This window comes from Rhodococcus sp. C-2 (assembly GCF_027854095.1).
Classification (GTDB): Bacteria; Actinomycetota; Actinomycetes; order Mycobacteriales; family Mycobacteriaceae; genus Rhodococcus_F; species Rhodococcus_F qingshengii.
Genome location: NZ_JAQGFI010000006.1, coordinates 169,346 through 191,355, shown reverse-complemented (window position 1 = coordinate 191,355; position 22,010 = coordinate 169,346). Strand labels below are relative to the sequence as shown.

The window sequence follows — 22,010 nt, the reverse complement described above, 5'->3', positions numbered from 1 at the left end:
GAACGACGGTCTGCGCACCTATGATCTGCGCATGACATCGTTCGGGCAGGACCGACTGCAGTCGATTCTGCCCGCGCCGCGTGGCCGTGAAAAATCAGCTGTGAAGTCGGCTTTCGACCTTCTGGTTCAGTGGTATCGGCGTCCTGATCAATTCGACAGTTTCAATCGATACCTCGCCACGAAGGGCCTGGAGCTAGCTGTCCGATTGCTGGTCATCGGCTCGCTGACGACGGTCATCATTGCGATGACTCTGCTGCGCTTCAGCGACGCGGGCGTGCACAACCACGTCACCAGCGTCGTCAACGCCGTTATCATCGCCGTCACGATTGCGGTGATCGTGCTCTTCTGCCTTCTGCCCGAAATCACGCGTCGGTGGTCGTACTTCTTTGTCGCCTACTGCGAGGTCGGCGTATTCGTCGGTGTGTTCTTGAACAACGACCCTTTCATCGGGTTGATCCAGTGTGTGCTCTTCGTACTGATCGGTGGTTACATCGCGTACTTTCACAACGCGAGACTCCAGGCGGTTCACATCGCGCTGTCCATCGTGGTTCTGGCAGTGGTCGGCCGAAAGGTTGCGGTCTACGCGGATCCTGCGTTGGCCACAGCACTGTGCCTGATCATCGCCACCGGGATCGTGGTCATCCCGTTCGCCTGCCAGTTCGTCCTCTCACTTCTCGGCTCCGACGCGGACAGTTCGGATGTGGATCCGTTGACAGGGCTTCTGAATCGGCGCGGGCTGCAGCGAGCTGTTGTCGAAATGGGGGCGACGGGGCATGCGTCGAGCAAGTCGTCGTATGTCGTCGCGATTGTCGATGTCGATTCGTTCAAGAGCGTCAACGACTCACAGGGGCACGAAGAAGGCGATCTCGTACTTCGCCAGATTGCTGATCGACTGCGGTGGTGCGGCGGCGAGAAGGCGCTCTTCGCCAGATTCGGTGGGGACGAGTTCGTGTTGGTAGACACGATAGACGTCGGCGCAGCGCCTGCGTTCGAAGACAATCTGCGAAGGCACTTGCGAATCGACGATCGTGATCCGGTAGTGACCACCAGCGTCGGAGTCGCGATCACCTCTGCCGAATGGTCGTCGATTATTTCCGACGAGGAGTTGACGGAACTGTTTCGAGTAGCCGATGCCTCGATGTACCGCGCGAAGGCCGCCGGCGGCGATCAGGTTGTGATGTGGGACGGCAAACAGTGAAAATTGTCTGATTGCGGGGAGTTGACTGGATTACCCTGACCCTATGGAATCTGCCGAGAGTGTTGAGCGTTCGGACGCCGTGGCGTCTCGACGACCGCTCTCGGGTCCCGCGTTCCGGCTGATCTCTTCTCAACTTGTCGATTGGTATCGGCGTCCGGACCAATTCGACACCTTCAATCGCTATCTCGCGGACAAAGGGTTGACCGTCGCCTCGCGGTTTCTCGTCGTCTGCTCGTTGGTGCTGGTCACCGTGATCATGTTCCTCACTCGCTTCAGTCCACAGGGCCCGACCACTTCGCACGCGCGCACCGCGAACGCAGTCATCATGGTCATAACCGTGATGATGGCCGTCGCACTCTCGACGAGGCGCAATCTCTCCCGTTCCTGGTCTTACGCCTTTGTGCTCTACTCGGAAGTGGGAATAGCGGCCGCAATGCTGCTGTACTCCAATCCACTTGCAGCACTGGCACACGCCGTGATGTTCTCGGTGATCGGCGGATACATCGCGTTCTTCCACAATGCTCGAATACAGAGCCTTCACATGTTGTGGGTATTCGTCGTGGTCATCGGCATCGTGACACGTACGGCCGTGGTCGAAAACGATGTGGATACTCCGGTTCTGGTCGCGTTGGTAGTACTGGTCGGCGCGGCAATCTACGTGATTCCCTTTGCCTGTCAGTTCATTTTCTCCATCCTCGGCACCGACGCGTTGAACTCGCAATTGGACCCACTGACGGGACTGCTCAACAGGAGGGGACTGGCCGACGAAGTGCGACTGTTGCTGGAGCGGTCGTACACGCACTCGGCGCTCTTGGTAGTCGCCGCCGTCGACATCAATCGATTCAAGGCCATCAACGACGAGTACGGACATACCGTCGGTGACGCTGTGATCGAAAAAGTCGGATCGAGACTGGTCGAATGCGCCGGCCCGGCGGCCTTGATCGCACGGATAGGCGGCGACGAGTTCGTCATCGTCGATTCGGTCGATCAACGCTCGTTCCATCGACTCGAACATGAGCTACTCCGTTCGACGATCACCTCGCCCGATCATCCCGAGGTGGCGATGAGCGTCGGAATCGCGAAGATCGCAGGGCCTTTCGAATCAGCGGATGATGCGCTGGTCGCCTACCCGACTCTGCTGCGGCGAGCGGATCGGGCGATGTACTCCGCGAAGGCACGCGGTGGGCATTCGGTGGTGCTGCAGACGGAAACGGACTGAGCGCGCTGTGAGTGTCCGTGGTCGGCGTTAGTCTGTTGCCATGCCTGAACTACCCGAGGTGGAAGCGCTGGCAGGGTTCCTTCGTCAGCACGCGGTCGGCGCAGTGGTGGGACGCGTCGACATCGCTGCATTGAGTGTGCTCAAGACCTTCGATCCGCCGATCACTGCTCTGCAGGGGCGTGACGTCACGGGCGCCGCCCGCTTCGGGAAGCATCTGGCTCTGGATTGCGACGGGTTGTGGTTGGTCACGCATCTCTCCCGTGCCGGCTGGATGCGCTGGCTGGACAATCCATCGGCGACGCCGCCGAAGCCGGGGAAGGGGCCGTTGGCGCTGCGCGTTCATTTCTTCACACCCGAAGGGTTGACGCCGGCATTCGATCTCACCGAAGCCGGCACCAAGAAACGCCTCGCCGTCTGGGTCGTGAACGATCCGCAGGAGGTTCCGGGCATCGCCCGGTTGGGGCCGGACGCGATGGCCGTGACCGAAGCCGAGTTCGCACAGATTCTGGGCGGAACGTCGGCGCGGATCAAGAACTCGATAGTCGAGCAGTCGTTGATCGCCGGTATCGGGAACGCCTACTCGGACGAGATCCTCCACACCGCGAAACTCTCGCCTTTCGCGACCTCGTCGCGGCTGACGCCGGATCAGATTTCGACGCTGTATGCCGTGATGCGATCCACGCTGGCCGACGCGATCGAGCGTTCGGAAGGTCAGGACGCGGCCCGGCTCAAAGGTGAGAAACGCTCGGGGATGCGAGTGCATGCTCGTACCGGACTTCCGTGCCCGGTGTGCGGTGACGTCGTACGCGAAGTGTCGTTCGCGGAGCGCTCTTTTCAATACTGCGCGACGTGCCAGACCGGCGGTAAGCCGTTGGCGGACAGGCGAATGTCGAAACTGCTCAAGTAGCGAACTGCGCTGCGAGTAGTTCGACGAACTCGCGGGCGAGCGCCGACGAATGGGTGGGTTCGGTGATTGCGTGGACGATCCGATGCGGCGCATCGGTGATCGGAATACAGACCAATTCGGGGTGCAGGGCGCTCATGGACCGGGGGAGCAAACCTACGCCCAGGCCGTTGGCGGTCAGTGAACAGATCAGGTCTACCGAGTTGGCTTCAAGTGTTTTTCCCCGAGGGACCTGTGATTCGGCGAAGGCTTGGTCGGTTTGGACACGGGCCTCGCTGCCGGAGGCGAAGTCCACGAGAGTGTGATCGCGTAGGTCTTCGAGCCTGATCGACGAAGCCTGGGCAAAGGGATGGTCAGGAGCAACGAACGCTGCGGTGGGTTCACTCCACAGCGGCGCGGCGGCAAAGCTCTTGGGTAGGCGACCTGCGGCCAATCCGACAATGCCGACGTCGATTGCACCGGACCGGACTCCTTCGATAACTACTTCACTGCCGTACGGTCGCGCGGTGATGTTGATTGCAGGGTGGCGCCGTGTCAGATCTGCCAGCGCGCGTCCGACGTCGACGCGCCCCGCCGAGGTGATGGTGCCGACCGTCAACCGCACTTGCTCGTTGCTCCGTGCGGAGACATCACTGACGAGTCTCGACACGGCGCCGAGTACCTCGCGGGAGCGGGCGACAAAAACCTCGCCTGCAGCAGTCAGGCCGACGTTTCGGCTGTTCCGGTTGAACAATTCGACTCCCAGTTCCTTTTCGAGGTCTCTGATCTGGGCACTCAAGGCGGACTGGGAAACGTGCAACCGCGACGCTGCTCGGCTGAAGTGTCTGTCTTCCGCGACTGCCAGGGCGTAGCGGATGTGACGTAGTTCCATTGCACCAATCTATCGTTTCTGGAGATAGATCATGCATATCTATCTATTGGACGCGCGTCGGTGTAGGCGGTCATGCTTGACGACATGATTTCAAGCGACGCGCGTCCGAGGCTCGGACTACCGATAGTGCTGCTGATGGCTGCAGCGACGGGCCTGTGCGCGGGCGGTAACTATTTCAACCAGCCACTCCTCGATTCCATCGCAGATCACCTGAATGTGTCGGCCTCCGCAGCGGCCGCGACGGTGACCATCGCGCAGGTCGCGTATGCACTCGGATTGATACTTCTGGTTCCGGTGGGCGACATGGTGGACCGACGCAAGCTGACGGTAGGGCTCATGCTGCTGGCGGCGACCGGTCAAGCGGTCAGCGGATTTGCGCCCAACTTTGCCACGCTGGCAGTGGGAATCGCTGTCGCTGGCGTCTTTTCGGTCGCCGCCCAGGTGCTGATTCCGTTTGCCGCCTCGCTGGCCGAACCTGAGAGGTCCGGTCAGGTGGTCGGCACGATCATGAGTGGACTGCTGATCGGAATCCTGCTGGCGCGCAGCGTTGCCGGCGTCCTCTCCGGATTGGGAGGTTGGTCGACGGTATACAAGGTTGCGGCGGTGCTGATGGTGGTGATGGCCGTGGCATTGTGGCGATCTCTGCCTTCCGATTCCGCAGATCGCCCGAAGGCAAGCTACCGCGCAACGCTCGCTTCGGTAGGGAAGTTGGCTGCGACCTTGCCGCGCCTGAGAACCCGATCGGCCATGGGCGGACTGGCTTTTGCTGCTGTCAGCACCGTCTTCACGACGATGGCCTTTCTTCTGTCCGGCGAATTCGGCTACAGCGACACTCAAATCGGCTTGGTCGGACTACTCGGTGTGGCGGGAGCTTTGATGGCGACGGTGGCGGGCAGACTGGCCGATCGGGGATTGGGTCAGCTGGCGACCGGCGGCGCCATCGCGATTCTCTTGGTGTCGTGGCTTCCCTTTGTCGCCGGTGCCACCCACGTGGTGTGGTTTCTCGTTGCCATCGTCCTTGCCGACCTCGCGCTGCAGGGAGTGCACGTCAGCAACCAGAACGTGATCTACGCCCTTGTCCCCGAAGCGCGTTCGCGTGTGAATTCCGTGTACATGACCACCTACTTCGTCGGTGCTGCCGTGGGCTCGGCGGTGGGGTCAGTGGTGTGGAAGTCGTACGGCTGGAACGGAGTATGCATCGCCGGGTTGGTCTTCTCCGTTGCAACGGCGATGGTGTGGGTGCATGATCGCCGACTGGAGACGGCTGAACTGCGAATCCCGCAATCCCCTGTTGCAGTGGGGTAGGCACCCACACCTTCTCGGCTCCAGCACCTTTCAGATTTCGGCACCGTCCACCAGGATCTTGCCGACGCGTTCGGGATAGAACGACACGTGGTCGTCGATCCCGGACGCTTCGGCGGTAGTGAACGGATAGAACCACGCCAGATCCTCGATCGGAGCGAGTTCGGTTGTGCCGGTGAACGACAGATACGACGCAGTGCCCTTGTAGGGGCAGGCCGTGGTGGTCGGGGACGGCGCAAAGTACTCGCTGCGAACGTCGATTCTCGGAATGTAGTACCGCGTGGGCAGTCCGGTTTCGAAGAGCAGTCTGGGTCGTCTCGTCTCGGCGACCAGTACGTCGCCGACAAAGACCTGGACGTGGCGGGACGAGGGGAGTGCGTCGATACGTACGTATGGATCGCGGGCGTGGACAAAGACCTGTTGATCCTCCTCGTACCAGGCGTCCATGCGATCCCAATAGAATGCGACGTACTCACTCAGATCCAGGGAACCGTCGAACTGTTCAGGGTAGGTCCAGACGGCGTCCTCGGCCCGGCGATCCCCGATCTCGATCGTCCAGTAGGTGGCGTCACCTTTCCATGGGCAATGGGTGGTCGTCGACGTCGGGACGAGGAATTCGGTACGAACGTCCGCGAGGGGGATGTAGTACATCGGCAGGCGGCCGCGTTCGAAAAGGTATACCGAACGAGTGGTGTCTGCGACGGCGTGACCAGCGAAGAAGGCTCGAATTCGGCGGGGGTTCGGCTCCAGTGCGATCCGCCCGTTGGAAGCTGTGATCTGTGTGTCTTCTGCGTGAGTCAGTGCTGTGGACATTCGCGAATGCTCCTGAGATCGGCAGGGTGGTCCTTCCCATCCTGCGCCCGGCAGCAGTTATTTGACAGGTTGGAGTCGAAATACGCGGATCTGGCGCCCGAATGCTCGATCGGCGTAGGTTTCGTACGGCGGCCACGTGGTGGTCGCGAGCTCCCACAGTTTCTTACGCGTGGCGCCCTCCGCCAGACTCGCACCGACCGGTATTTCGACGCCCTTCACTGTCACGATCGCGGTGGGGTTTGCCATCAAATTGAGTGTCCATGCTGGATGCGTATCCTGCCCCCAGTTCGAACCGACGACGACAAACGCATCGCCGTCGGGTGCGTACAGGAGTGGCGTGGTTCGAGAACGGCCGGTCTTACGGCCCGTCGTGGTGAGCAGTAGCTGAGTCACGGTGTTCTCTCCGACCAGCGAGAGCTTGCCTCCCGACACTCTCTGCACTGCTCGATCGAGCGGAACCAGATCCTTGCCGAGATCCGAGAACCATTGTGTATGGCCGACATTGCGCATCAATGACCGGTAGATATTGCGCATCGGACCCCTCGCATTCTCGGCACTGTTTCGAGGCTGGTGCACCTCGACTCGGAAGAGTCTGCCACGTCAGGTCACAGATACCTGAGTCCCAAGGTCCCGAAAGGAATGAAGCGGTCAGCCGAATTCGGTTTTGGTGGAGTGGAATTGGGGCATACCGCCGAAACCGTTCGTTTGTGCGCGTTGGACGGTCGTTGGAAGATCAACCCTCCGAGGTCAAGACATCAGGCTCTAGCCACTCGACGCCGAGCAGTTCGGACAGCGACCGCAGACCGGATCGATCACCACCTTTCAGACCTGTGACCGAATTGAGATTGCGCAACATGACCGTGGCGACGTCCTCTTCCTTGGTGCCCACGCCGAAGGGTATGACCCACGGGCACGTCTGGTAGTCGCGATGCGACCGACCGAACGTCTGTTCTGCCGCGATCCCTGAGTAGCGCGGTTGATGAAAGATTCCCGTCCGTGGCAACGGGGACGCGTGAGTGCCGTCCGGGAGTGCTTCGTTGGCATGGAGCGAGATCGAGGTCGTGACATTGAAGACGATGACCGGTGCGTCCCCGCGTTGAAACCGCAGACGTTGACCCTCCTTGTCCGGCACCGCACCGAACAGTTTTGCCACCGAGATCCCGGCGTCTTCGATCATCTCGACCAGTGGATCACCTGCCGTGGAGACGAATTCGACGGCCACCAACACCTGCTTGCCTGCCTTGACCTGCGCCTGCGCCCACTGGGCCGTCGACTCGGCGCGGATCATGCCCGCTTTCTGTCGGTAGCGCAGAACCAGCGCACGGCCGCGCGCGATGTTGCGACTCTTGCGGGCCAATCCCATTTCGTAGGCGTACTCGGCCCACTCCGTCTCGTACTCGGCGCGCTGGGCATGGGTGAGGTCGATCGGCATACCGTCGAGCGGAACGGGTCCCCACGGAGTCGGTCGATGAATCATCAAGGGCGGTTTGCTGTTCGACATCCACCCACGCACGGTCTCGAGCGCGCGAGATTGCAGCGCAGGTGATTCCTTCGCCTCTGCGCTCCACGTCCACTTCCCGTAGGACTTGTCCAGCGGAAGGCCGGACTCGACCAGCCTGGCGCCCAGGTCGGACCAGTACTCCGAAGGTTCTGAATGCAGCTGCGCGAAAAGCGGTGCCAGGTAACGCTGATCGGCCGGCGTGTGTCCCGGTGTTGCTGTCACGGACAGGACGAACGGCGCTTGCTCGTGAGCATTCGAAAAGCGCGCGACCTTCTCGAATGCGGCCGTGCGCTGTGTGTCGTTGCTGTACAGCTGGGCCTCGTCGGCAATCACCACACCGAACGTGTACTTGGGGCGGCCGTTTCGCGCGATCAGCTTCTTCAATTGGTCAGGCGACATGATCAACCAGCGGAATCCACCGTCGCCCACCGAGGCGATGGAATAGCGCCAATGCGGAATGGTGATCTGTGCGGGTCGATCGACGAGGACGAGGATGTTGGTTTCGCCGCGCTCCTCGGCAATCGTCTTGGCAGACATCACTGCGATCAGCGTCTTACCCAGGCCTGCATTGTCTGCCAACAGAAACCCGCGGTTGCCGGCGCGAGCGGCATCGACGACGGCTGCAGCCCCCGAAACCTGCTCGGGCCGAGGAATTTTGGGTGCAGCAACGGGACGTTCACCGGTGCTGTCATTGATGTCGTCCTCTACCCACTGCTGATAAGAGAAGGGGAGTGCCTTGAATGGAGCGAGTTCTACGGGCAACTCCGTACCGACCCACGCGTAGCTCTTCCATTTCTTGACGAATTGCGCACCAGGCGCCGGCGTCCGAAAGGGAACGTCGAGGAGCCAGACTCTCTCACCAGGGCCGGCAGTCGGCACATCCGGCATCGTCGCGCGTGAGCTCTTCTTTGCGACAGTCTTCTTCGGGGCGGTCTTTCTGGTCGTGTTCCTCTTGGGTGCAGCCTTCTTCGGTGCAGCCTTCTTTGCGGCAGCCTTGCGTGCCGTGGTTGCTTTGCGTGGTGGCATCAGGCGGTTTCTGCTGTGAGGAATTCACGCAGCGTGAGCGCAGGCCGGCCGACAAGGTCCTCCACGGTGCCCGTGATCAGCGCCAATTCACCCTGCGCGATTGCGGTGTACGTCGACACCCATGCGTCGAGTTCCCAAGCGGGTGCGTTGTACGACGCCCGCGATTCGTAAGCTTCCTCGAGCGTTTCCTCGACGTACGTGGTTCGCTTGCCGGTGACTTCGGTGATGATGCTCGCGGCCTCGGAGAGCGTCAGTGCCTCCCGTCCGGTCAGGCTGTACGTCTGTCCGACATGAGAATCCAGATCCTGCAGAACCGACACAGCGACGGCAGCAATGTCGGAGCGCGCTACCGCGCCGACGAGACCGTCCCCTGCGGGTCCGCGGATCACACCGTCTTCACCGGCGAGAGCGGGTAGGAAATCGAGGTAGAAGCTGTCGCGCAGGAAGGTGAATGCGAGCCCGGAAGCGCGGATATGTTCTTCGGTGACCCAGTGATCGCGAGCGAGCGTGAACGTCGCGTCCGGAGCAGCGCCGAGGAAAGACGTGTACACGATGTGCCTGACCCCGGCCTCCGCTGCGGCGTCGATGAAGGTGCGGTGCTGATCCAGACGATCTGCGCTTTCGGCCGCCGAGACCATGAAGAGGGTGTCGATTCCGGCCAGAGCCGCGAGAGCGCGCTTCTGATCCCCATACGTGGTCTCGGCCGAATCGGCACCGGGGAGCTGCGGTAATCGGTTGACCGACCGTGCGATCAGCCGCTGTGGGACACCGGCGTCGGCCAACGACCGGGCCACCAGTCCGCCGATATGACCGGTCGCGCCGGTGACGGCGATCCTCGCAGACCGTGAATCTACGGACATGGTGCCCCTCCTTCGGTCGGTGTGCATCCCATCTTGCCGGAACCCACTCCCACGTCAGGTCACGACGCGACGATTACACCGCGAGCCACCGACAGAGCGTCGGACAAAGCTGTCCTGGTGTTGTCGTCGAGGGACAGCAGCGGCCGGCGGGGAAGGCCGGCGTCGATGCCGAGAGATTCCAACCCGGCTTTGACCGTCGACGGCAGTCCGCGACTGACGAGGACCTTCAGTAGCGGCTCGATCTGTTCGAACACAGCGGCGGCACCCGACCGATCACCGGATTCGAGTAGACGCCAGAAGTGCACCACCTGTTCGGGGGCCAGACACGGGGCTGCCGTGCACCATCCGCTTGCACCGGCAGAGAAAGATTGCAGTGCAAGAGGATTGCTGCCGTTGAAGAAGGGGATCGTGCCACCGCTCAGTTCGTTGATGCGGTTCATCCGGGTGATGTCGCCGGTGGATTCCTTGATCATCGTGATGCCGTCGACGGTGGAGACGAGATCGACGAGAAACTCCGGCGACATGTCGATCCCGGTGGTGGCCGGATTGTTGTAGATCATCGTGGGAATGTCGACGGAATCGGCCACCGCGGTGACGTGTTCACGAATCTCCTGCTCACCCAGATGCCAGTACGACGTGGGGAGGATCATCATTGCGTCGGCTCCGGCGTCTGCCGCGATCGATGCTCGGCGGAGTGCTCCCGTCGTCGTCAGATCCGACACTCCGACGACGGTGGGGACTCGGCGGTCGACGTAGTCGACAGTCTCCCGAGCTACCGTCTCCCACTCTGCATCGTCGAGATAGGCGCTCTCGCCCGTACTGCCGAGTGGGGCTATCGCGTCGACACCACTGCTGATCATGCTGTCGAGGAGCGTGTGTAGCGGCTTGGGGTCGAATGCTCCGGTGTCCCGGTCGAACGGGGTGATGGGATAGGCGACGATTCCCTTGATGGTGCTGCTCATGAGGCTCTCAGTTCTGTTGGTGGGAAACAAAAGTCAGTTGGTCAGTGTGTCGGGATGATTGCGGAGAGCGCGACGGGCGTAGTAAGCGAAGTTCGCCTCGCTGCGCCGAGGAGTCAGTGTCCAATCGTGTGCCTCCTTCGCCAGGCGAGGCGGTAGCGGCTTGATGTCTCCGGCAGCCATCGCCAGCAACTGCAGTCTGGCCGCTCGCTCGATCAGATGCCCGAGAGAGCATGCCTCTTCGACCGTGTTGCCGACGACGAGTTGGCCGTGGTGGGCGAGCAGAATTGCCCGCTTGTCGCCGAGTGCAGCCGAAATGATCTCGCCCTCCTCGTTTCCCACGGGAACCCCGGGCCAGTCGGCGAGAAATGCGCAGTCGTCGTAGAGCGGCGCGATGTCCATTTGGGAGACGACGAGGGGAATCTCGAGCATCGACAGCGCCGTCGCATGTAGTGGGTGTGTGTGGACGATGCAGTTGACGTCGGGTCGTGCGCGGTAGATCCAACTGTGGAACCTGTTGGCGGGGTTCGGCATGCCCTCCCCGTCGAGGACTTCGAGATCCTCGTTGACGAGCAGGAGGTTGTCCTCGGTGATCTCGTCGAACCCGAGGCCGAGTCGCTGTGTGACAAACGTTCCTGGCTGCCCACCGCGGGCGGAGATCTGTCCGGCAAGGCCGGAGTCGTGGCCGGCGTCCGACAGTGCCCGGCAGGTCAGTGCGATCTTCTGTCGAAGAGTCCAACTACCTGTCGTTACTTCGGTGAGCATCTTCGTCTCGGCGGTGGCCATGAGTTCCTGCTTGCTCGCATGCATCGTGTCGGTCATGGGGTGTGCCTTTCTCGGGACCCGGAAATCAATGACATTCAGTCACCTATAAGACACAAAGTGTCATATAGGACGGAAATGTGCAACCCTCGATTCCTGCATCGCTGATCGACGCAGGTCAATGTATTGGTAGGGTGATGACACAAAGTCTCGTGAGGGGAACCGAATGGCAGCGTTTTTGCGAACACATCGGCGTCGCGCCGGTCTGACGCTCGAGGGCCTGGCCGAGCAGACCGGTCTGACGAAGAGCTATCTCTCCAAGGTCGAGCGGGGTATCAGTACCCCGTCGATCGCGGTGGCACTCAAGATTGCGCGTGTGCTCGACGCCGATGTGGGGCAACTGTTCTCGGACAGTATGGAGGGAAATGCCATGACGATCGTGCGCGCGAAGGACCGCGTGATCGACCCGGCCAACTCCGTGCAGTCTTCCGTCTACGATCCGATCGCGCCCTCACTGGTCGGAAAGGCCATGCAGCCGTTCGTGGTTCATCCGGCCTCGGTGATGGGTCCCAAGTTCATGGACCACACGGGAGAGGAGTTCGTGTTCGTACATTCCGGATCCGTAGAATTCGAAATCCCCGGGCAGACGATGCACCTCGACGCCGGCGACAGCTTGTACTTCGACGCGAATACGCCGCACCGGATGCGGTCGGTGTCGGCGGATCGTGCGGTGGTGCTGGTTGTCGTCTACGACAAGCCTTCGGCTGGATCACCCAGCGGTGACTCGCTGGAAACGCACTGCGGGGTGGGCAGATGACGCTGGGGATCGACACGACACTGACGCTTCTCGCGGCCGGTCTGATCTTCCTTCTCTCCCTGTGCCTGGGAATCTGGAAATACCGACAGATGGCCACTTCGGACAATCACCTCGCCCATCCGTATGTCGACATCGCACACCGCGCTGCCCTGATGTACTCGTTTGCGACGCTGCTGATCGCGGTGTTCGTCGAACTCAGTGCGTGGCCGACGTGGATCAACCTGACCAGTGCCGCAGTGGTCGTGTTCTTCTTTCTCGCAGCGATATTCAGCTACATCGCTCACGGTGCGATGAAGGACACCGACAATCAGTTCGAGTCCGCCGGTCCGCCCCTGCACCTCGGGATGTTTCTGCTGATCCTCGGTGAGGTGGGCGGATTTGCCGTCCTACTCGCAGGTTTCGTGAAAGGTCAGTTCTTCTGATCGGGCTTCAGCGCCTGTGCTCGTAGCCGATCCAAGCCCGTCGACGCTCACCCATCGGGTCGTTCTCTACTCGGGACGTCTCGTCGAAGATCATTGTTTGCCGCTCCGGTACGGAGTAGGCGGGCCAATCCCGGTCCGGGACTCCGTGGCGGGCGAAATGGATCCAGTGGCGCTGCATGGTGGAGGTCACCGCAGTCAGTCCGCGGCGCCCACCGACCGCGGTCAAGGCCGCGGTGAGTGCATCCGAACGCCCGAAGACCGCAAGCAATTCGGTGGCGTGGGTAGCGCCCATGCCGACGAGTCTGAGCAGGCGAGGCGCAAAATCGTAGCGGTAACTGTAGGTAGGAGCTACCTGGCAATGACCCTGTGCGCAGAGTATCGCGGGCTCCCAGAACGTGATGTCGCCGCCGAGATCTGCGGCAGCAAACCGGTGCGGATACGTGGGATACGCCGCGAGCGCACGTGCTTTCACTTCAGGGGTGGTGTGGGAGAACATCTTCTCGATCCGAACCGGGTCGGTAGGCAAGATGTCGAGAACGCGCGGGAAGATTCTTCCCTCGTGGAGATTCGAACCGACGAGCAGCGGAACGGGGTGGGCGCGTCCGGCGGCGAACACGTCGAGCGGGTGTTCGGGAAGGACGTCGTCACCCACCACGGGGGCAAATGCCCGCGTTCCGGGTTCTTCGTCCGCGCCGCGGCGCGTAAGTTCTTCGCCGGCAGCGACCAGGTCCTTCACCGAAGCGGAGCGCAGCCACGATCCCGGATCGGTATCCGGAGCCTGTGCGATCTCGAGGAACTCGCGTGCCCAACGGTGCGCTCGCACTTTTCCGTATGCCGAAGCAGCCGGCGGACTTTGAGCGATGGCCCGGGCGAACAGCCCTCGTGCCGCCGGCGTTGCCATCAGAGTGGTGACCGCGTTGGCGCCGGACGATTCACCGAAGACGGTGACGGCGTTCGGGTCGCCGCCGAAAGCGGCGATGTTGCGTTGGACCCACGTCATCGCGGCGATCTGATCGCGCAATCCGAGGTTCGTCTCGAATGATCTTTCCGCAGTGGAATATTCACTGAAATCGAGGTAGCCCAACGCGCCGAGACGATATTGGATCGAGACGTAGACGATGTCGCCACGTTCGACCAGGCTCGTTCCGCGGTACATGGGCGTCGACGGATTCCCGCCGTTGTACGCGCCGCCGTGAATGAAAACCATGACCGGTCGCAACGAATCCGACGGTACCTGCGGAGCCACGACATTGACGAAGAGTGAGTTCTCGTCGAAATTGCTCTTGCGCTGCGGAGACGGAGAGCCGAATGCTTCCGCCGGGCGGACACCATGCCAAGCCTCGACCGGCTGCGGTGCGCGAAATCTCCGAGGACCGGTCGGGGCCGTTGCGTAGGGGATTGCTCGCCAGGTGCGCAGTCCTCGATCGAGGCGCCCGCGTACGACCCCGGAATCGAGAGTGATCTCGAGGGGGCTCGTCACGGTAGGGAGATGTCGGTGCCGTGGCTACGGTAACCGCTGTATCCCGCCCAGGCCAAGCGTTGTTCACGTCTGGGATCGTTCTCGACGCGGACGATCTCGTCGAAGATCATGGTCCGACGCTCCTGCCCCTCGTAGCGCGGCCACGATCCGCGCGGCGAGCCGTGCTCGGCGAAGTGAAGCCAGTGTCCCTGAACAGATTCGGTGACTGCGCGCAGTCCGCGTCGACCGCCGGGAAGGGTGAGGCCGCGCCCGACAAGGGTGTCACCGATGCCGAAGACTGCAAACATCTCGAATCCGTGTGTGGCGTCGAGGCCGAGCCAGCGCATCATCGTCGGCGCGAAGTCGAATCGGTAGGCGTACGTCGGCGCCGATTGTGCGTGCGCTTGCATCAACTCCACGGACGGGTGCCAGAACGTGACGTCTCCGCCGACGTCGATCGCGGACTGCTCGTCCGGGTAGCCGGGATAGGTCGCGAGGATGCGCTTCCCGGCCTCGGGATCGGTGAGGGCAAACATGGTGTCGATGCGCGACGGGTTGGTCGGAAGTGCGTCGAGCACCTTCGGGAACAGCGTCCCCTCCCGTCTGTTGGTGCCGATGATCATCGGCACCTGGTGTGCCGATCCTTCTTTGAATGCGTCCAAGGGGGAGCGGGGGAGGAAGTCGCCGTCGACGACCGGTCCGAAGGGATGTAGTCCAGGTGTGTTCGCGAGTACCTCGGCGCCCAGTCTGCTTCCGGCTCTGCCCAATTCGACGGCTGTCGCCGAGGTCAGGGCCTTCGCGGGTGGTAGGCCGGAATCGAGGATCTCGACGAAACGCGCGCCCCAGGCATGCGATCGCTGCGTGCTCGAGACCAGATCCGGAGCCGAACTCTCGGCGATAGCGCCGGCAAAGAGTCCCTTGGCGGCCGGAGTCGCCATCAGGGTGGTGACGGCGGTGGCTCCGGCGGATTCACCGAAAATCGTGACTTTTTCAGGATCCCCACCGAAGGCGGCGATGTTGCGTTGCACCCACTGCAGGGCCGCGACCTGATCGCGCAGTCCGAGGTTGGAGTCGAATACGCGCTCGGATGTGGAGAACGGGGTGAAATCGAGGTAGCCCAGAGCGCCGAGTCGGTAGTTGATCGAGACGTAGACGACGTCGCCGCGTTCGACGAGGGACACGCCCGAGTACAAGCCGGTGGCCGAGGTCCCGATGGTGTTTGCCCCACCGTGGATGAAAACCATGACGGGACGCGGAGTATTGCCGGTGTTCGCGGGGGCGAGCACGTTGAGCGTCAGGCAGTCCTCGCTGCTCGGCTGGTACTTCCCGGGCGCGAGCAACAGCCCCTTCTTGTGTTGGACAGACGCGTCGCCGAACCTGGTCGCGTCGCGTTCTCCGGTCCACGGCGTGACCGGCTGGGGTCGCGTCAGACGCAGTGTTCCGACCGGCGGCCGGGCGTAGGGAATTCCGCGCCAGGCACGAAGTTTTCCCACCCGGCGGCCGCGCAGGGTGCCGTCGGCCGTGGTCACAAGTATGTCGGACGCCATGTCGCGACTATACGTACTTCGGGAGCGCGTCAGCGGCGAGCCTCCAGCAATCGAAGCCAGACTTCACTGACCGTCGGATACGAGGGCACCGCATGCCAGAGAGTTTCCAGTGGTACGGCGCCGACGACCGCGATTGTCGCCGCATGCACCAGCTCGGATACTTCGGGCCCGGCGAAGGTAGCGCCGAGGATCACGTCGGTGGCCTTGTCGATCACCAACTTCGCGCGCCCCGAGTAGTCGTCGCGCAGCAGCGAAGATCCCGCGACGGCGAGTTCGATCTCCACGACTTCGACGTCGTAGCCGTCGTCGCGAGCTTTCTTCTCGGTGCGTCCCACCCAGGCGATCTCGGGTGAGGTGAACACCACCTGGGGGACCTGTCCGTTGTCCGCCGACGCGGTGTACCGAGGTCCACTGAGCCCGCGACTCTCGGCCCGCGCGGCGATGACGTCTCCGCAGACTCTCGCCTGATACTTGCCCATGTGGGTGAGGGGAGAACGACCGTTGATGTCGCCGACTGCGTAGAGCCATTCACCTTGGGCGCAGAGGTGATCGTCAGTGGTGACGTACTTGCCGTCCTCGAGGCCGATGACGGACAAGCCGAGATCGGCTGAGGTCGGGCCGCGGCCCGCCGCGACGATGACCTCGTCGACTTCGATCACGCCGGACGATGTCTCGATGCTGACGGGTCCACCGTGGATGTGACCTTCGCCGGTGTCCTTGGCATCGGGGCGTGAGACCGAATTGACGGCAGTGCTCAGTCGAACGTCCACACCGCGGGCGCCGAGTGCTTCGGCCACCATAGTTCCGGCAAACGGTTCTGCTGATTTCAACAGAGCATCGCCCCTCACGAGCAACGTCACGCGAGCGCCGAACGACGACAACCACGTTGCGCACTCCGTTGCGACCACTCCGCCGCCGATGACCGCCACTCGCGACGGAACCTCGTGCAGGTTGGTCGCATCGCGCGAGGTCCACGGGAGTGCCTCGCGCAATCCCGGTGTCTTCGGGACGGTGGCGGTCGTTCCCGTGGCGAGTACGACGGCCTGGCGGGCACGGAGCTTACGGGTCCCGTCGACGGTCACTGCTCGCTCGCCGTCGATGACCCCGTGGCCTTTGATCACGGTGATGCCCGCGGAGGTTGCCCAGTCGACCTGGGACGAGTCGTCGTGGTTGTGGGTGAACGAGTCGCGCCGTTTCAGAATGGCATCGACGTCCAGCGGTCCGGCCGGGATCCCGGGCAAGGCGTCGGCCGCCTCGAGGACCTGCCCCGGGCGCAGTAGTGCCTTGCTGGGCATACAGGCCCAATACGAGCATTCACCGCCGACCAGTTCGTGTTCCACGATTGCGGCGGTGCGATTACTTCCGGCGATGGCGTATGCGGCGGCGTTCTCGCCGGCGGGTCCACCGCCGATCACGATGACATCGAATTCGTCGGTCATTGCTCCACGGTATGTCGGATCGGTCCGAGTTCGCTCGGTTACCGCCGGGTACGAGAACTCGATGATGGTTACAGTTGCACTCATGACGCGGCAGAAGATTTTGATCACCGGTGCCAGTTCGGGTCTGGGTGAGGAGATGGCCAGGAGATTCGCCGCGGCCGGTCGCGACCTCGCGTTGTGTGCCCGGCGGACGGATCGTCTCGACACGCTGCGTGGGGAGCTGGTGGCGCAGTACCCGTCGATCAGCGTCGCAGTGCGCGAACTCGATGTGACCGAACACGATTCCGTCGTCCGGGTTTTCGGTGAGCTGCGCGACGAGTTGGGTGGCCTGGACCGGGTGATCGTGAACGCCGGGCTCGGCAAGGGCGCCAAGATCGGAACCGGAAAAGCGCACGCGAATCTTGCAACAGCGCAGACGAATTTTGTCGGCGCGCTGTCGCAGTGTGAAGCTGCGCTCGAGATCTTCCGCGCGCAGGACTCCGGACACCTGGTTCTCGTGTCCTCGATAAGCGCGGATCGGGGGCTACCCGGGCCAAAAGCGGCCTATTCGGCGAGCAAGGCGGGAGTAGCGGCGCTGGGTGAGGCGCTCAGTATCGAGTTGGCGCGCACACCTATTCGGGTCACCACGCTGCTGCCGGGCTTCATCAAGACCGACATGTCCGCCGGCGCCGGCGACGACGCTGCGCTCATGGCCAGTCTGGACGAAGGCGTCAGTGCCATGGTCGACGCTATCGAGAAGGAAACCACCCGAGCGGCGCTACCCGGCCTCAAGTGGCAAGGGATAGATGCGGCCCTACGATTCCTGCCCAACTCCGTGACAGCGAGGTTTGTCTGATGAGCATCCACATCTCGAACGGTAAGCCCCGGGTAGTGATCGTCGGTGGCGGCTTCGGTGGACTGTATGCAGCGAGACGACTCAAGAAGGCTGACGTCGAGGTGGTTCTGATCGACCGAGGGACCAGCCACGTCTTCCAGCCCCTGCTCTACCAGTGCGCCACGGGTCTGCTCTCCGAAGGGCAGATCGCAAGTCCGCTGCGACATCTGCTCGAGGACAACAAGAACACGAACGTCGTTCTGGGCGAGGCCAAGTCGGTGGACGCCGACGCCGGGATACTGACTGCCAGTCGCTTCGACGGGTCGACCTTCGAATTGCCGTACGACTACCTGATCGTGGCGGCTGGAATGCGCCAGTCCTACCACGGCCAGGACGAGTTCATCAAATGGGCGCCCGGCATGAAAACCCTCGACGACGCTTTGGCGATCAGGCGCAGTCTCATTGCTGCGTTCGAGATGGCCGAATCGCTCCCGACTGCGGAAGAACGTCGACCGTGGCTGACATTCGCCGTGGCGGGCGGCGGACCCACCGGCGTCGAATTAGCCGGACAGATCCGCGAATTGGCGATGCACGCGCTCACCAACGAGTTCCGGTCCATCGACCCTGACGAGGCAAGGGTACTGCTCTTCCACGGCGACGATCGGGTGCTCCCTTCGTTCAGTCGCAAGCTCTCGGCCGCCGCCAAACGTACTCTCGACGGGATCGGCGTCGAGACTCACCTCGGCGTGCACGTCACCGACGTGTGCGAGACCAGCATCGAGACGACGGACAAGAAGACAAAAGAGAAGCGGCAGTACGAGACCCGCACGATTCTGTGGACCGCGGGCGTCGAAGCAGTGCCGTTCGCCGAGGCACTGGCCACGGCGCTGGGTGTGAAGCAGGTCGGCGGTGGCCGCATCGAGGTGGAAGCCGATCTGACCGTTCCCGGCCACCCGAACGTCTACGTGGTGGGCGACCTCATGTCGCGGGACAAACTTGCCGGGGTGGCCGAGGTCGCGATGCAGGGTGGTCGGCACGCCGGTGCCCGGATCGCTGCAACCGTAGAAAACGGAGTGCCCAGCCGAAAACCGTTCAAGTACCGCGATCTTGGAACCGCGGCCTACATTTCGCGACGCCACGCGTTGCTTCAGGCAGGGCCGGTCCAGTTGTCCGGGTTCATCGGATGGGTGTCCTGGGGAATCATCCACATCGCGTTCCTCGCGGGGTTCCGCAATCGCGCCAGCACGGTGCTGAACTGGGGCGCAACCCTGGCGTCGAAGACGCGTCGGGAACGGGCAATCACGTACGGCGACCCCGAAACCGCTCGGCAGCCGTACAACTGAGGGTTACTCGGTCTTGAACACGGGGTTTCCGGCGGTGTCGATCATCCACCACAGGCTGCCGACGCTCTGTCCGAGCATGTCGCCGGGAACCTTGTCGTCGAGGTACCGATAGACGGGCTTGCCGTTGACGGTGATCTGGAAAGATCCTTCCGGCCCGTCGATGGTACCGATGACAGCGTCGATTCCTTCGACGATCGGCGAATCCGTGACCGAGGTGACCGCCGGCCAGTAACGCAGGCACGCTTCGTCGCACGACCCGGCTTGTGAGTTCTCCTCGTCCGGGTTGTAGACGTAGACGGTCATGCCTTCGCCGTCGACGGCGATCGTCCCGAGTGGGGAGTCGGCGGTCTTCAGCAGGGGTGCATCAGCGGCGGCGGGTGGCGACAGCGACGTCGAAATGGCAGTGACGTTGTCTGCGCTGTCCCCGGAATCGAGGGCGTCGGGCGAGCAACCGGTGAGGATCAGGGCGGTACTCGCAACTGTCGCGAACAACCACTGTCTGCGCATGACGTCTCCGTTCTGGGCGGGAGTGCTCGGGACAAGCAATCGGGGATACCCGTTGCGGACGAGCTGAAAACGCCGGGCGTCCGGATTCCTCGACAATAGCTCTGTTACAGAGCTATTGTGAGGTTGTGGATGGAAGCGGAGCAAATCTTGCGGATGACGTCCTGGAGACGCTCGGACAATTGCGCCGGGGCACGAGGAAGGCGTCGGGGCGGCCGTTTGCGGAACGACCGCTCGCCGGCGCCCAGATCGAACTCGTCAGGCTGCTACGACGCAACCCGGGTCTGTCGGTGGCCGAGGCTGCCGGGCGATTGGGTGTCGCGGCAAACACGGTGTCCACCTTGGTGCGGCAGCTCGTCGACGAGGGAGTGATCGAACGCGTTGCCGACGAGGCCGACCGCCGCGTCGCGCGATTGGTGCTCGCGGACGAGGCGCGCGCCCGCGTCGAGGTGTGGCGTGATCGCCGGAGTGTGATTGTCGGTCAGGCATTGTCGACTCTGACCGCAGAGGACAGGGCAAGTATCGAGGCTGCTCTACCGGCCCTGTCTCGATTGGCGAGCGCTCTGGCAGCAGCCGGATCGGAAGGCGGGGGGCAGTGAGATGCTGACACAGTGGTGGAAGAGCCGAGCGGCAGGTTCACCCGACCCCGGCGCACACGCGGTCGAGATCGACTCGGTTACATACAAGTTCGGCGACCACCGCGCGGTGGACAACCTGAGTCTGGTCATCAATGCGGGGGAGTGTTTCGGCCTGCTCGGTCCCAACGGCGCAGGAAAGACTACGACGATCAGGTTGCTCAACACGTTACTTCCTCTGCAAGACGGTGACATTCGGATTCTCGGTCGCTCCGTTCGCAGCGAAGCGATGACCATTCGGCGCTACCTCGGGTACGTGCCACAACAGCTCTCGATCGAAAGCGCATTGACCGCACGCGAGAACGTGACCTGGTTCGCGCGACTGTACGACGTTCCGCGGTCCGAACGACGCGAGCGCGTCGACCAGGCGCTCGAGATGGTGGATCTGCTCGATTCAGGTGAGCGTCTCGCGTCGAGCTTCTCCGGCGGTATGGTGCGACGTCTCGAACTTGCGCAGGCGCTGGTGAACCGACCGTCGTTGCTGGTGCTCGACGAACCGACGGTGGGGCTGGATCCCATTGCCCGCGAATCCGTCTGGCAGCGAGTGGCGGAGATGCAGAAGCAGTACTGCATGACTGTGCTGCTCACGACGCACTACATGGAAGAAGCGGAGGAGTTGTGTGATCGTGTTGCGTTGATGCATCACGGTGAACTTCGTGCGGTGGGCGAGCCGAGCGCGTTGGCCGCCGAACTGGGGCCGGAGGTCACTCTCGAAGACGTGTTCCGTCACTACACCGGCGACGATCTCACCGGCGACAAGTCAGGAGGTCTCCACGATGTCCGCAGTGCCCGTCGCACAGCGCGCCGCTTGGGCTGATCCCACTACCAACAGTCTTGCTCGATTGCTCTCGAGAATTTACACATTCTGCCTCGTGGAAGTTCAGAAGTTGCGGCACGACCGATCTGAATTGGTCACGCGCGCAATCCAGCCGATCCTCTGGTTGGTGATCTTCGGTCAGACGTTCAGTCATATCCGAGCGATCCCGACTGGCGACGTACCGTATCTCGACTTTCTCGCGCCGGGCATCATTGCGCAGTCCGCGCTTTTTGTTGCGATCTTCTACGGAATCCAGATCATCTGGGAGCGTGACGCGGGAGTCCTCACCAAACTCATGGTGACGCCGACGCCACGAGCCGCGCTGGTCACCGGAAAGGCATTTGCGGCCGGTATCCGTGCGGTCGCCCAGGCCGTGGTCGTAGTCGTTGTAGCGGCGCTGCTGGGCGTGAGCATGACGTGGAACCCGATCAAGTTGCTCGGCGTCGTGGCTGTCGTTGTCCTCGGCTCGGCGTTCTTCGCCTGTCTGTCGGTTGCGATCGCGGGGATCGTGCTCAAACGAGATCGATTGATGGGCATCGGCCAGGCGATCACCATGCCGTTGTTCTTCGCGTCCAACGCTCTGTACCCGGTCGAACTCATGCCGACGTGGGTTCAGTGGCTCAGTCGCATCAATCCGCTGAGTTACGAGGTGTCAGCGCTGCGCGGTCTGCTGATCGGAATGCCGACCGACTACCTCGTCGACTTCGGCGTGCTGATCGGGGCCGCGCTGCTCGGAATCATCACAGCTTCGGCACTATTGGGCCGCTTGACTCGCTGATCTGACTCGCTGAACTTCGC

Annotated in this window: 22 protein-coding genes; 11 read left to right on the top strand and 11 right to left on the bottom strand. The window is 62.5% G+C overall.

Features of this window, described 5'->3' with window-relative positions:
* Positions 1-31: 31 nt before the first annotated feature.
* The 3 genes from PCS43_RS14770 to PCS43_RS14760 are packed head-to-tail and all read left to right on the top strand — an operon-like array spanning position 32 to position 3,324.
* Positions 32-1,198 (top strand): GGDEF domain-containing protein, encoded by a 1,167-nt coding sequence (locus tag PCS43_RS14770; protein ID WP_223304416.1) that lies wholly within the window; start codon positions 32-34, stop codon positions 1,196-1,198.
* Between the two features lie 43 nt (positions 1,199-1,241).
* A complete protein-coding gene (locus PCS43_RS14765) occupies positions 1,242-2,417 on the top strand; it encodes a GGDEF domain-containing protein (protein ID WP_073512717.1) in 1,176 nt (391 codons plus the stop codon).
* A gap of 40 nt (positions 2,418-2,457) precedes the next feature.
* Positions 2,458-3,324, top strand: a complete 867-nt coding sequence (locus PCS43_RS14760) for an Fpg/Nei family DNA glycosylase (RefSeq protein ID WP_007727653.1) — start codon at positions 2,458-2,460, stop codon at positions 3,322-3,324.
* On the opposite strand, the gene PCS43_RS14755 is transcribed toward PCS43_RS14760, so the two are convergent.
* Positions 3,317-4,192 (bottom strand): LysR family transcriptional regulator, encoded by an 876-nt coding sequence (locus tag PCS43_RS14755; protein WP_073512718.1) that lies wholly within the window; start codon positions 4,190-4,192, stop codon positions 3,317-3,319. The two genes, PCS43_RS14760 and PCS43_RS14755, sit on opposite strands and share 8 nt — an antisense overlap.
* Positions 4,193-4,264: 72 nt before the next feature.
* Here PCS43_RS14755 and PCS43_RS14750 point away from each other — a divergent pair, with 72 nt between their 5' ends.
* Positions 4,265-5,497, top strand: coding sequence for an MFS transporter (locus PCS43_RS14750; RefSeq protein ID WP_030534893.1), 1,233 nt, complete (start codon positions 4,265-4,267; stop codon positions 5,495-5,497).
* Positions 5,498-5,527: 30 nt separating this feature from the next.
* Here PCS43_RS14750 and PCS43_RS14745 read toward each other — a convergent pair whose 3' ends face one another.
* From PCS43_RS14745 to PCS43_RS14720, 6 genes are all read right to left on the bottom strand, one after another.
* Positions 5,528-6,307 (bottom strand): DUF427 domain-containing protein, encoded by a 780-nt coding sequence (locus PCS43_RS14745; protein ID WP_047272578.1) that lies wholly within the window; start codon positions 6,305-6,307, stop codon positions 5,528-5,530.
* Positions 6,308-6,364: 57 nt separating this feature from the next.
* On the bottom strand, positions 6,365-6,841 hold the full coding sequence (locus PCS43_RS14740) for a nitroreductase/quinone reductase family protein (RefSeq protein WP_003946395.1): 477 nt from the start codon (positions 6,839-6,841) through the stop codon (positions 6,365-6,367).
* 199 nt (positions 6,842-7,040) lie between these two features.
* Positions 7,041-8,834, bottom strand: coding sequence for a DEAD/DEAH box helicase family protein (locus PCS43_RS14735; protein ID WP_209909608.1), 1,794 nt, complete (start codon positions 8,832-8,834; stop codon positions 7,041-7,043).
* Positions 8,834-9,694 (bottom strand): SDR family oxidoreductase, encoded by an 861-nt coding sequence (locus PCS43_RS14730; protein ID WP_007727644.1) that lies wholly within the window; start codon positions 9,692-9,694, stop codon positions 8,834-8,836. Before PCS43_RS14730 ends, PCS43_RS14735 begins: the two co-directional genes overlap by 1 nt.
* Positions 9,695-9,753: 59 nt before the next feature.
* Complete coding sequence (locus PCS43_RS14725; RefSeq protein WP_209909605.1) at positions 9,754-10,656, bottom strand: dihydrodipicolinate synthase family protein; 903 nt, start codon at positions 10,654-10,656, stop codon at positions 9,754-9,756.
* A gap of 33 nt (positions 10,657-10,689) precedes the next feature.
* Positions 10,690-11,475 carry an aldolase gene (locus PCS43_RS14720; protein WP_030534888.1) on the bottom strand — a complete coding sequence of 262 codons (786 nt, stop codon included), beginning with the start codon at positions 11,473-11,475 and terminating at the stop codon, positions 10,690-10,692.
* A gap of 166 nt (positions 11,476-11,641) precedes the next feature.
* On the opposite strand from PCS43_RS14720, the gene PCS43_RS14715 reads away from it, so the two are divergent.
* Together PCS43_RS14715 and PCS43_RS14710 are read left to right on the top strand one after the other, a co-directional pair.
* Entirely contained in the window at positions 11,642-12,232 is a 591-nt protein-coding gene (locus PCS43_RS14715; RefSeq protein WP_003946400.1) for a helix-turn-helix domain-containing protein, read from the top strand.
* Positions 12,229-12,654, top strand: a complete 426-nt coding sequence (locus tag PCS43_RS14710; protein WP_003946354.1) for a hypothetical protein — start codon at positions 12,229-12,231, stop codon at positions 12,652-12,654. Before PCS43_RS14715 ends, PCS43_RS14710 begins: the two co-directional genes overlap by 4 nt.
* Before the next feature lie 7 nt (positions 12,655-12,661).
* Here the strand turns inward: PCS43_RS14710 and PCS43_RS14705 are convergent, their stop codons facing one another.
* Genes PCS43_RS14705 through PCS43_RS14695 form a run of 3 tightly spaced genes read right to left on the bottom strand, consistent with a single transcriptional unit; the run spans position 12,662 to position 17,099 of the window.
* Positions 12,662-14,134, bottom strand: coding sequence for a carboxylesterase/lipase family protein (locus tag PCS43_RS14705; protein ID WP_209909602.1), 1,473 nt, complete (start codon positions 14,132-14,134; stop codon positions 12,662-12,664).
* Positions 14,131-15,660, bottom strand: a complete 1,530-nt coding sequence (locus PCS43_RS14700; RefSeq protein ID WP_007727637.1) for a carboxylesterase/lipase family protein — start codon at positions 15,658-15,660, stop codon at positions 14,131-14,133. The genes PCS43_RS14705 and PCS43_RS14700 overlap by 4 nt, the downstream gene beginning before the upstream one ends.
* 29 nt (positions 15,661-15,689) lie before the next feature.
* Positions 15,690-17,099 (bottom strand): dihydrolipoyl dehydrogenase family protein, encoded by a 1,410-nt coding sequence (locus tag PCS43_RS14695; protein WP_039972850.1) that lies wholly within the window; start codon positions 17,097-17,099, stop codon positions 15,690-15,692.
* Between the two features lie 82 nt (positions 17,100-17,181).
* Between PCS43_RS14695 and PCS43_RS14690 the strand changes: the two genes are divergently transcribed.
* Both PCS43_RS14690 and PCS43_RS14685 read left to right on the top strand, forming a co-directional pair.
* Positions 17,182-17,934: an SDR family oxidoreductase gene (locus tag PCS43_RS14690; protein ID WP_007727631.1), complete on the top strand. Its 753-nt coding sequence runs from the start codon at positions 17,182-17,184 to the stop codon at positions 17,932-17,934.
* Complete coding sequence (locus PCS43_RS14685; RefSeq protein ID WP_003946361.1) at positions 17,934-19,256, top strand: NAD(P)/FAD-dependent oxidoreductase; 1,323 nt, start codon at positions 17,934-17,936, stop codon at positions 19,254-19,256. Before PCS43_RS14690 ends, PCS43_RS14685 begins: the two co-directional genes overlap by 1 nt.
* Positions 19,257-19,259: 3 nt before the next feature.
* Here PCS43_RS14685 and PCS43_RS14680 read toward each other — a convergent pair whose 3' ends face one another.
* Positions 19,260-19,763, bottom strand: a complete 504-nt coding sequence (locus tag PCS43_RS14680) for a COG4315 family predicted lipoprotein (RefSeq protein WP_007727629.1) — start codon at positions 19,761-19,763, stop codon at positions 19,260-19,262.
* A gap of 125 nt (positions 19,764-19,888) precedes the next feature.
* Between PCS43_RS14680 and PCS43_RS14675 the strand changes: the two genes are divergently transcribed.
* The 3 genes from PCS43_RS14675 to PCS43_RS14665 are packed head-to-tail and all read left to right on the top strand — an operon-like array spanning position 19,889 to position 21,990.
* Complete coding sequence (locus tag PCS43_RS14675; protein WP_007727626.1) at positions 19,889-20,359, top strand: MarR family winged helix-turn-helix transcriptional regulator; 471 nt, start codon at positions 19,889-19,891, stop codon at positions 20,357-20,359.
* A gap of 1 nt (position 20,360) precedes the next feature.
* Positions 20,361-21,212, top strand: a complete 852-nt coding sequence (locus PCS43_RS14670; protein WP_007727623.1) for an ABC transporter ATP-binding protein — start codon at positions 20,361-20,363, stop codon at positions 21,210-21,212.
* On the top strand, positions 21,172-21,990 hold the full coding sequence (locus tag PCS43_RS14665; protein ID WP_007727621.1) for an ABC transporter permease: 819 nt from the start codon (positions 21,172-21,174) through the stop codon (positions 21,988-21,990). The genes PCS43_RS14670 and PCS43_RS14665 overlap by 41 nt, the downstream gene beginning before the upstream one ends.
* The last annotated feature ends 20 nt before the right edge of the window (positions 21,991-22,010 follow it).

What these genes read in the sequence shown, in the direction of transcription:
- PCS43_RS14770 (WP_223304416.1), top strand. Translation starts at nt 32, where the DNA reads ATGACATCGTTCGGGCAGGACCGACTGCAGTCGATTCTGCCCGCGCCG.
- PCS43_RS14765 (WP_073512717.1), top strand. Translation starts at nt 1,242, where the DNA reads ATGGAATCTGCCGAGAGTGTTGAGCGTTCGGACGCCGTGGCGTCTCGA.
- PCS43_RS14760 (WP_007727653.1), top strand. Translation starts at nt 2,458, where the DNA reads ATGCCTGAACTACCCGAGGTGGAAGCGCTGGCAGGGTTCCTTCGTCAG.
- PCS43_RS14755 (WP_073512718.1), bottom strand. Translation starts at nt 4,192, where the DNA reads ATGGAACTACGTCACATCCGCTACGCCCTGGCAGTCGCGGAAGACAGA.
- PCS43_RS14750 (WP_030534893.1), top strand. Translation starts at nt 4,265, where the DNA reads ATGCTTGACGACATGATTTCAAGCGACGCGCGTCCGAGGCTCGGACTA.
- PCS43_RS14745 (WP_047272578.1), bottom strand. Translation starts at nt 6,307, where the DNA reads ATGTCCACAGCACTGACTCACGCAGAAGACACACAGATCACAGCTTCC.
- PCS43_RS14740 (WP_003946395.1), bottom strand. Translation starts at nt 6,841, where the DNA reads ATGCGCAATATCTACCGGTCATTGATGCGCAATGTCGGCCATACACAA.
- PCS43_RS14735 (WP_209909608.1), bottom strand. Translation starts at nt 8,834, where the DNA reads ATGCCACCACGCAAAGCAACCACGGCACGCAAGGCTGCCGCAAAGAAG.
- PCS43_RS14730 (WP_007727644.1), bottom strand. Translation starts at nt 9,694, where the DNA reads ATGTCCGTAGATTCACGGTCTGCGAGGATCGCCGTCACCGGCGCGACC.
- PCS43_RS14725 (WP_209909605.1), bottom strand. Translation starts at nt 10,656, where the DNA reads ATGAGCAGCACCATCAAGGGAATCGTCGCCTATCCCATCACCCCGTTC.
- PCS43_RS14720 (WP_030534888.1), bottom strand. Translation starts at nt 11,475, where the DNA reads ATGACCGACACGATGCATGCGAGCAAGCAGGAACTCATGGCCACCGCC.
- PCS43_RS14715 (WP_003946400.1), top strand. Translation starts at nt 11,642, where the DNA reads ATGGCAGCGTTTTTGCGAACACATCGGCGTCGCGCCGGTCTGACGCTC.
- PCS43_RS14710 (WP_003946354.1), top strand. Translation starts at nt 12,229, where the DNA reads ATGACGCTGGGGATCGACACGACACTGACGCTTCTCGCGGCCGGTCTG.
- PCS43_RS14700 (WP_007727637.1), bottom strand. Translation starts at nt 15,660, where the DNA reads ATGGCGTCCGACATACTTGTGACCACGGCCGACGGCACCCTGCGCGGC.
- PCS43_RS14695 (WP_039972850.1), bottom strand. Translation starts at nt 17,099, where the DNA reads ATGACCGACGAATTCGATGTCATCGTGATCGGCGGTGGACCCGCCGGC.
- PCS43_RS14690 (WP_007727631.1), top strand. Translation starts at nt 17,182, where the DNA reads ATGACGCGGCAGAAGATTTTGATCACCGGTGCCAGTTCGGGTCTGGGT.
- PCS43_RS14685 (WP_003946361.1), top strand. Translation starts at nt 17,934, where the DNA reads ATGAGCATCCACATCTCGAACGGTAAGCCCCGGGTAGTGATCGTCGGT.
- PCS43_RS14680 (WP_007727629.1), bottom strand. Translation starts at nt 19,763, where the DNA reads ATGCGCAGACAGTGGTTGTTCGCGACAGTTGCGAGTACCGCCCTGATC.
- PCS43_RS14670 (WP_007727623.1), top strand. Translation starts at nt 20,361, where the DNA reads ATGCTGACACAGTGGTGGAAGAGCCGAGCGGCAGGTTCACCCGACCCC.
- PCS43_RS14665 (WP_007727621.1), top strand. Translation starts at nt 21,172, where the DNA reads ATGTCCGCAGTGCCCGTCGCACAGCGCGCCGCTTGGGCTGATCCCACT.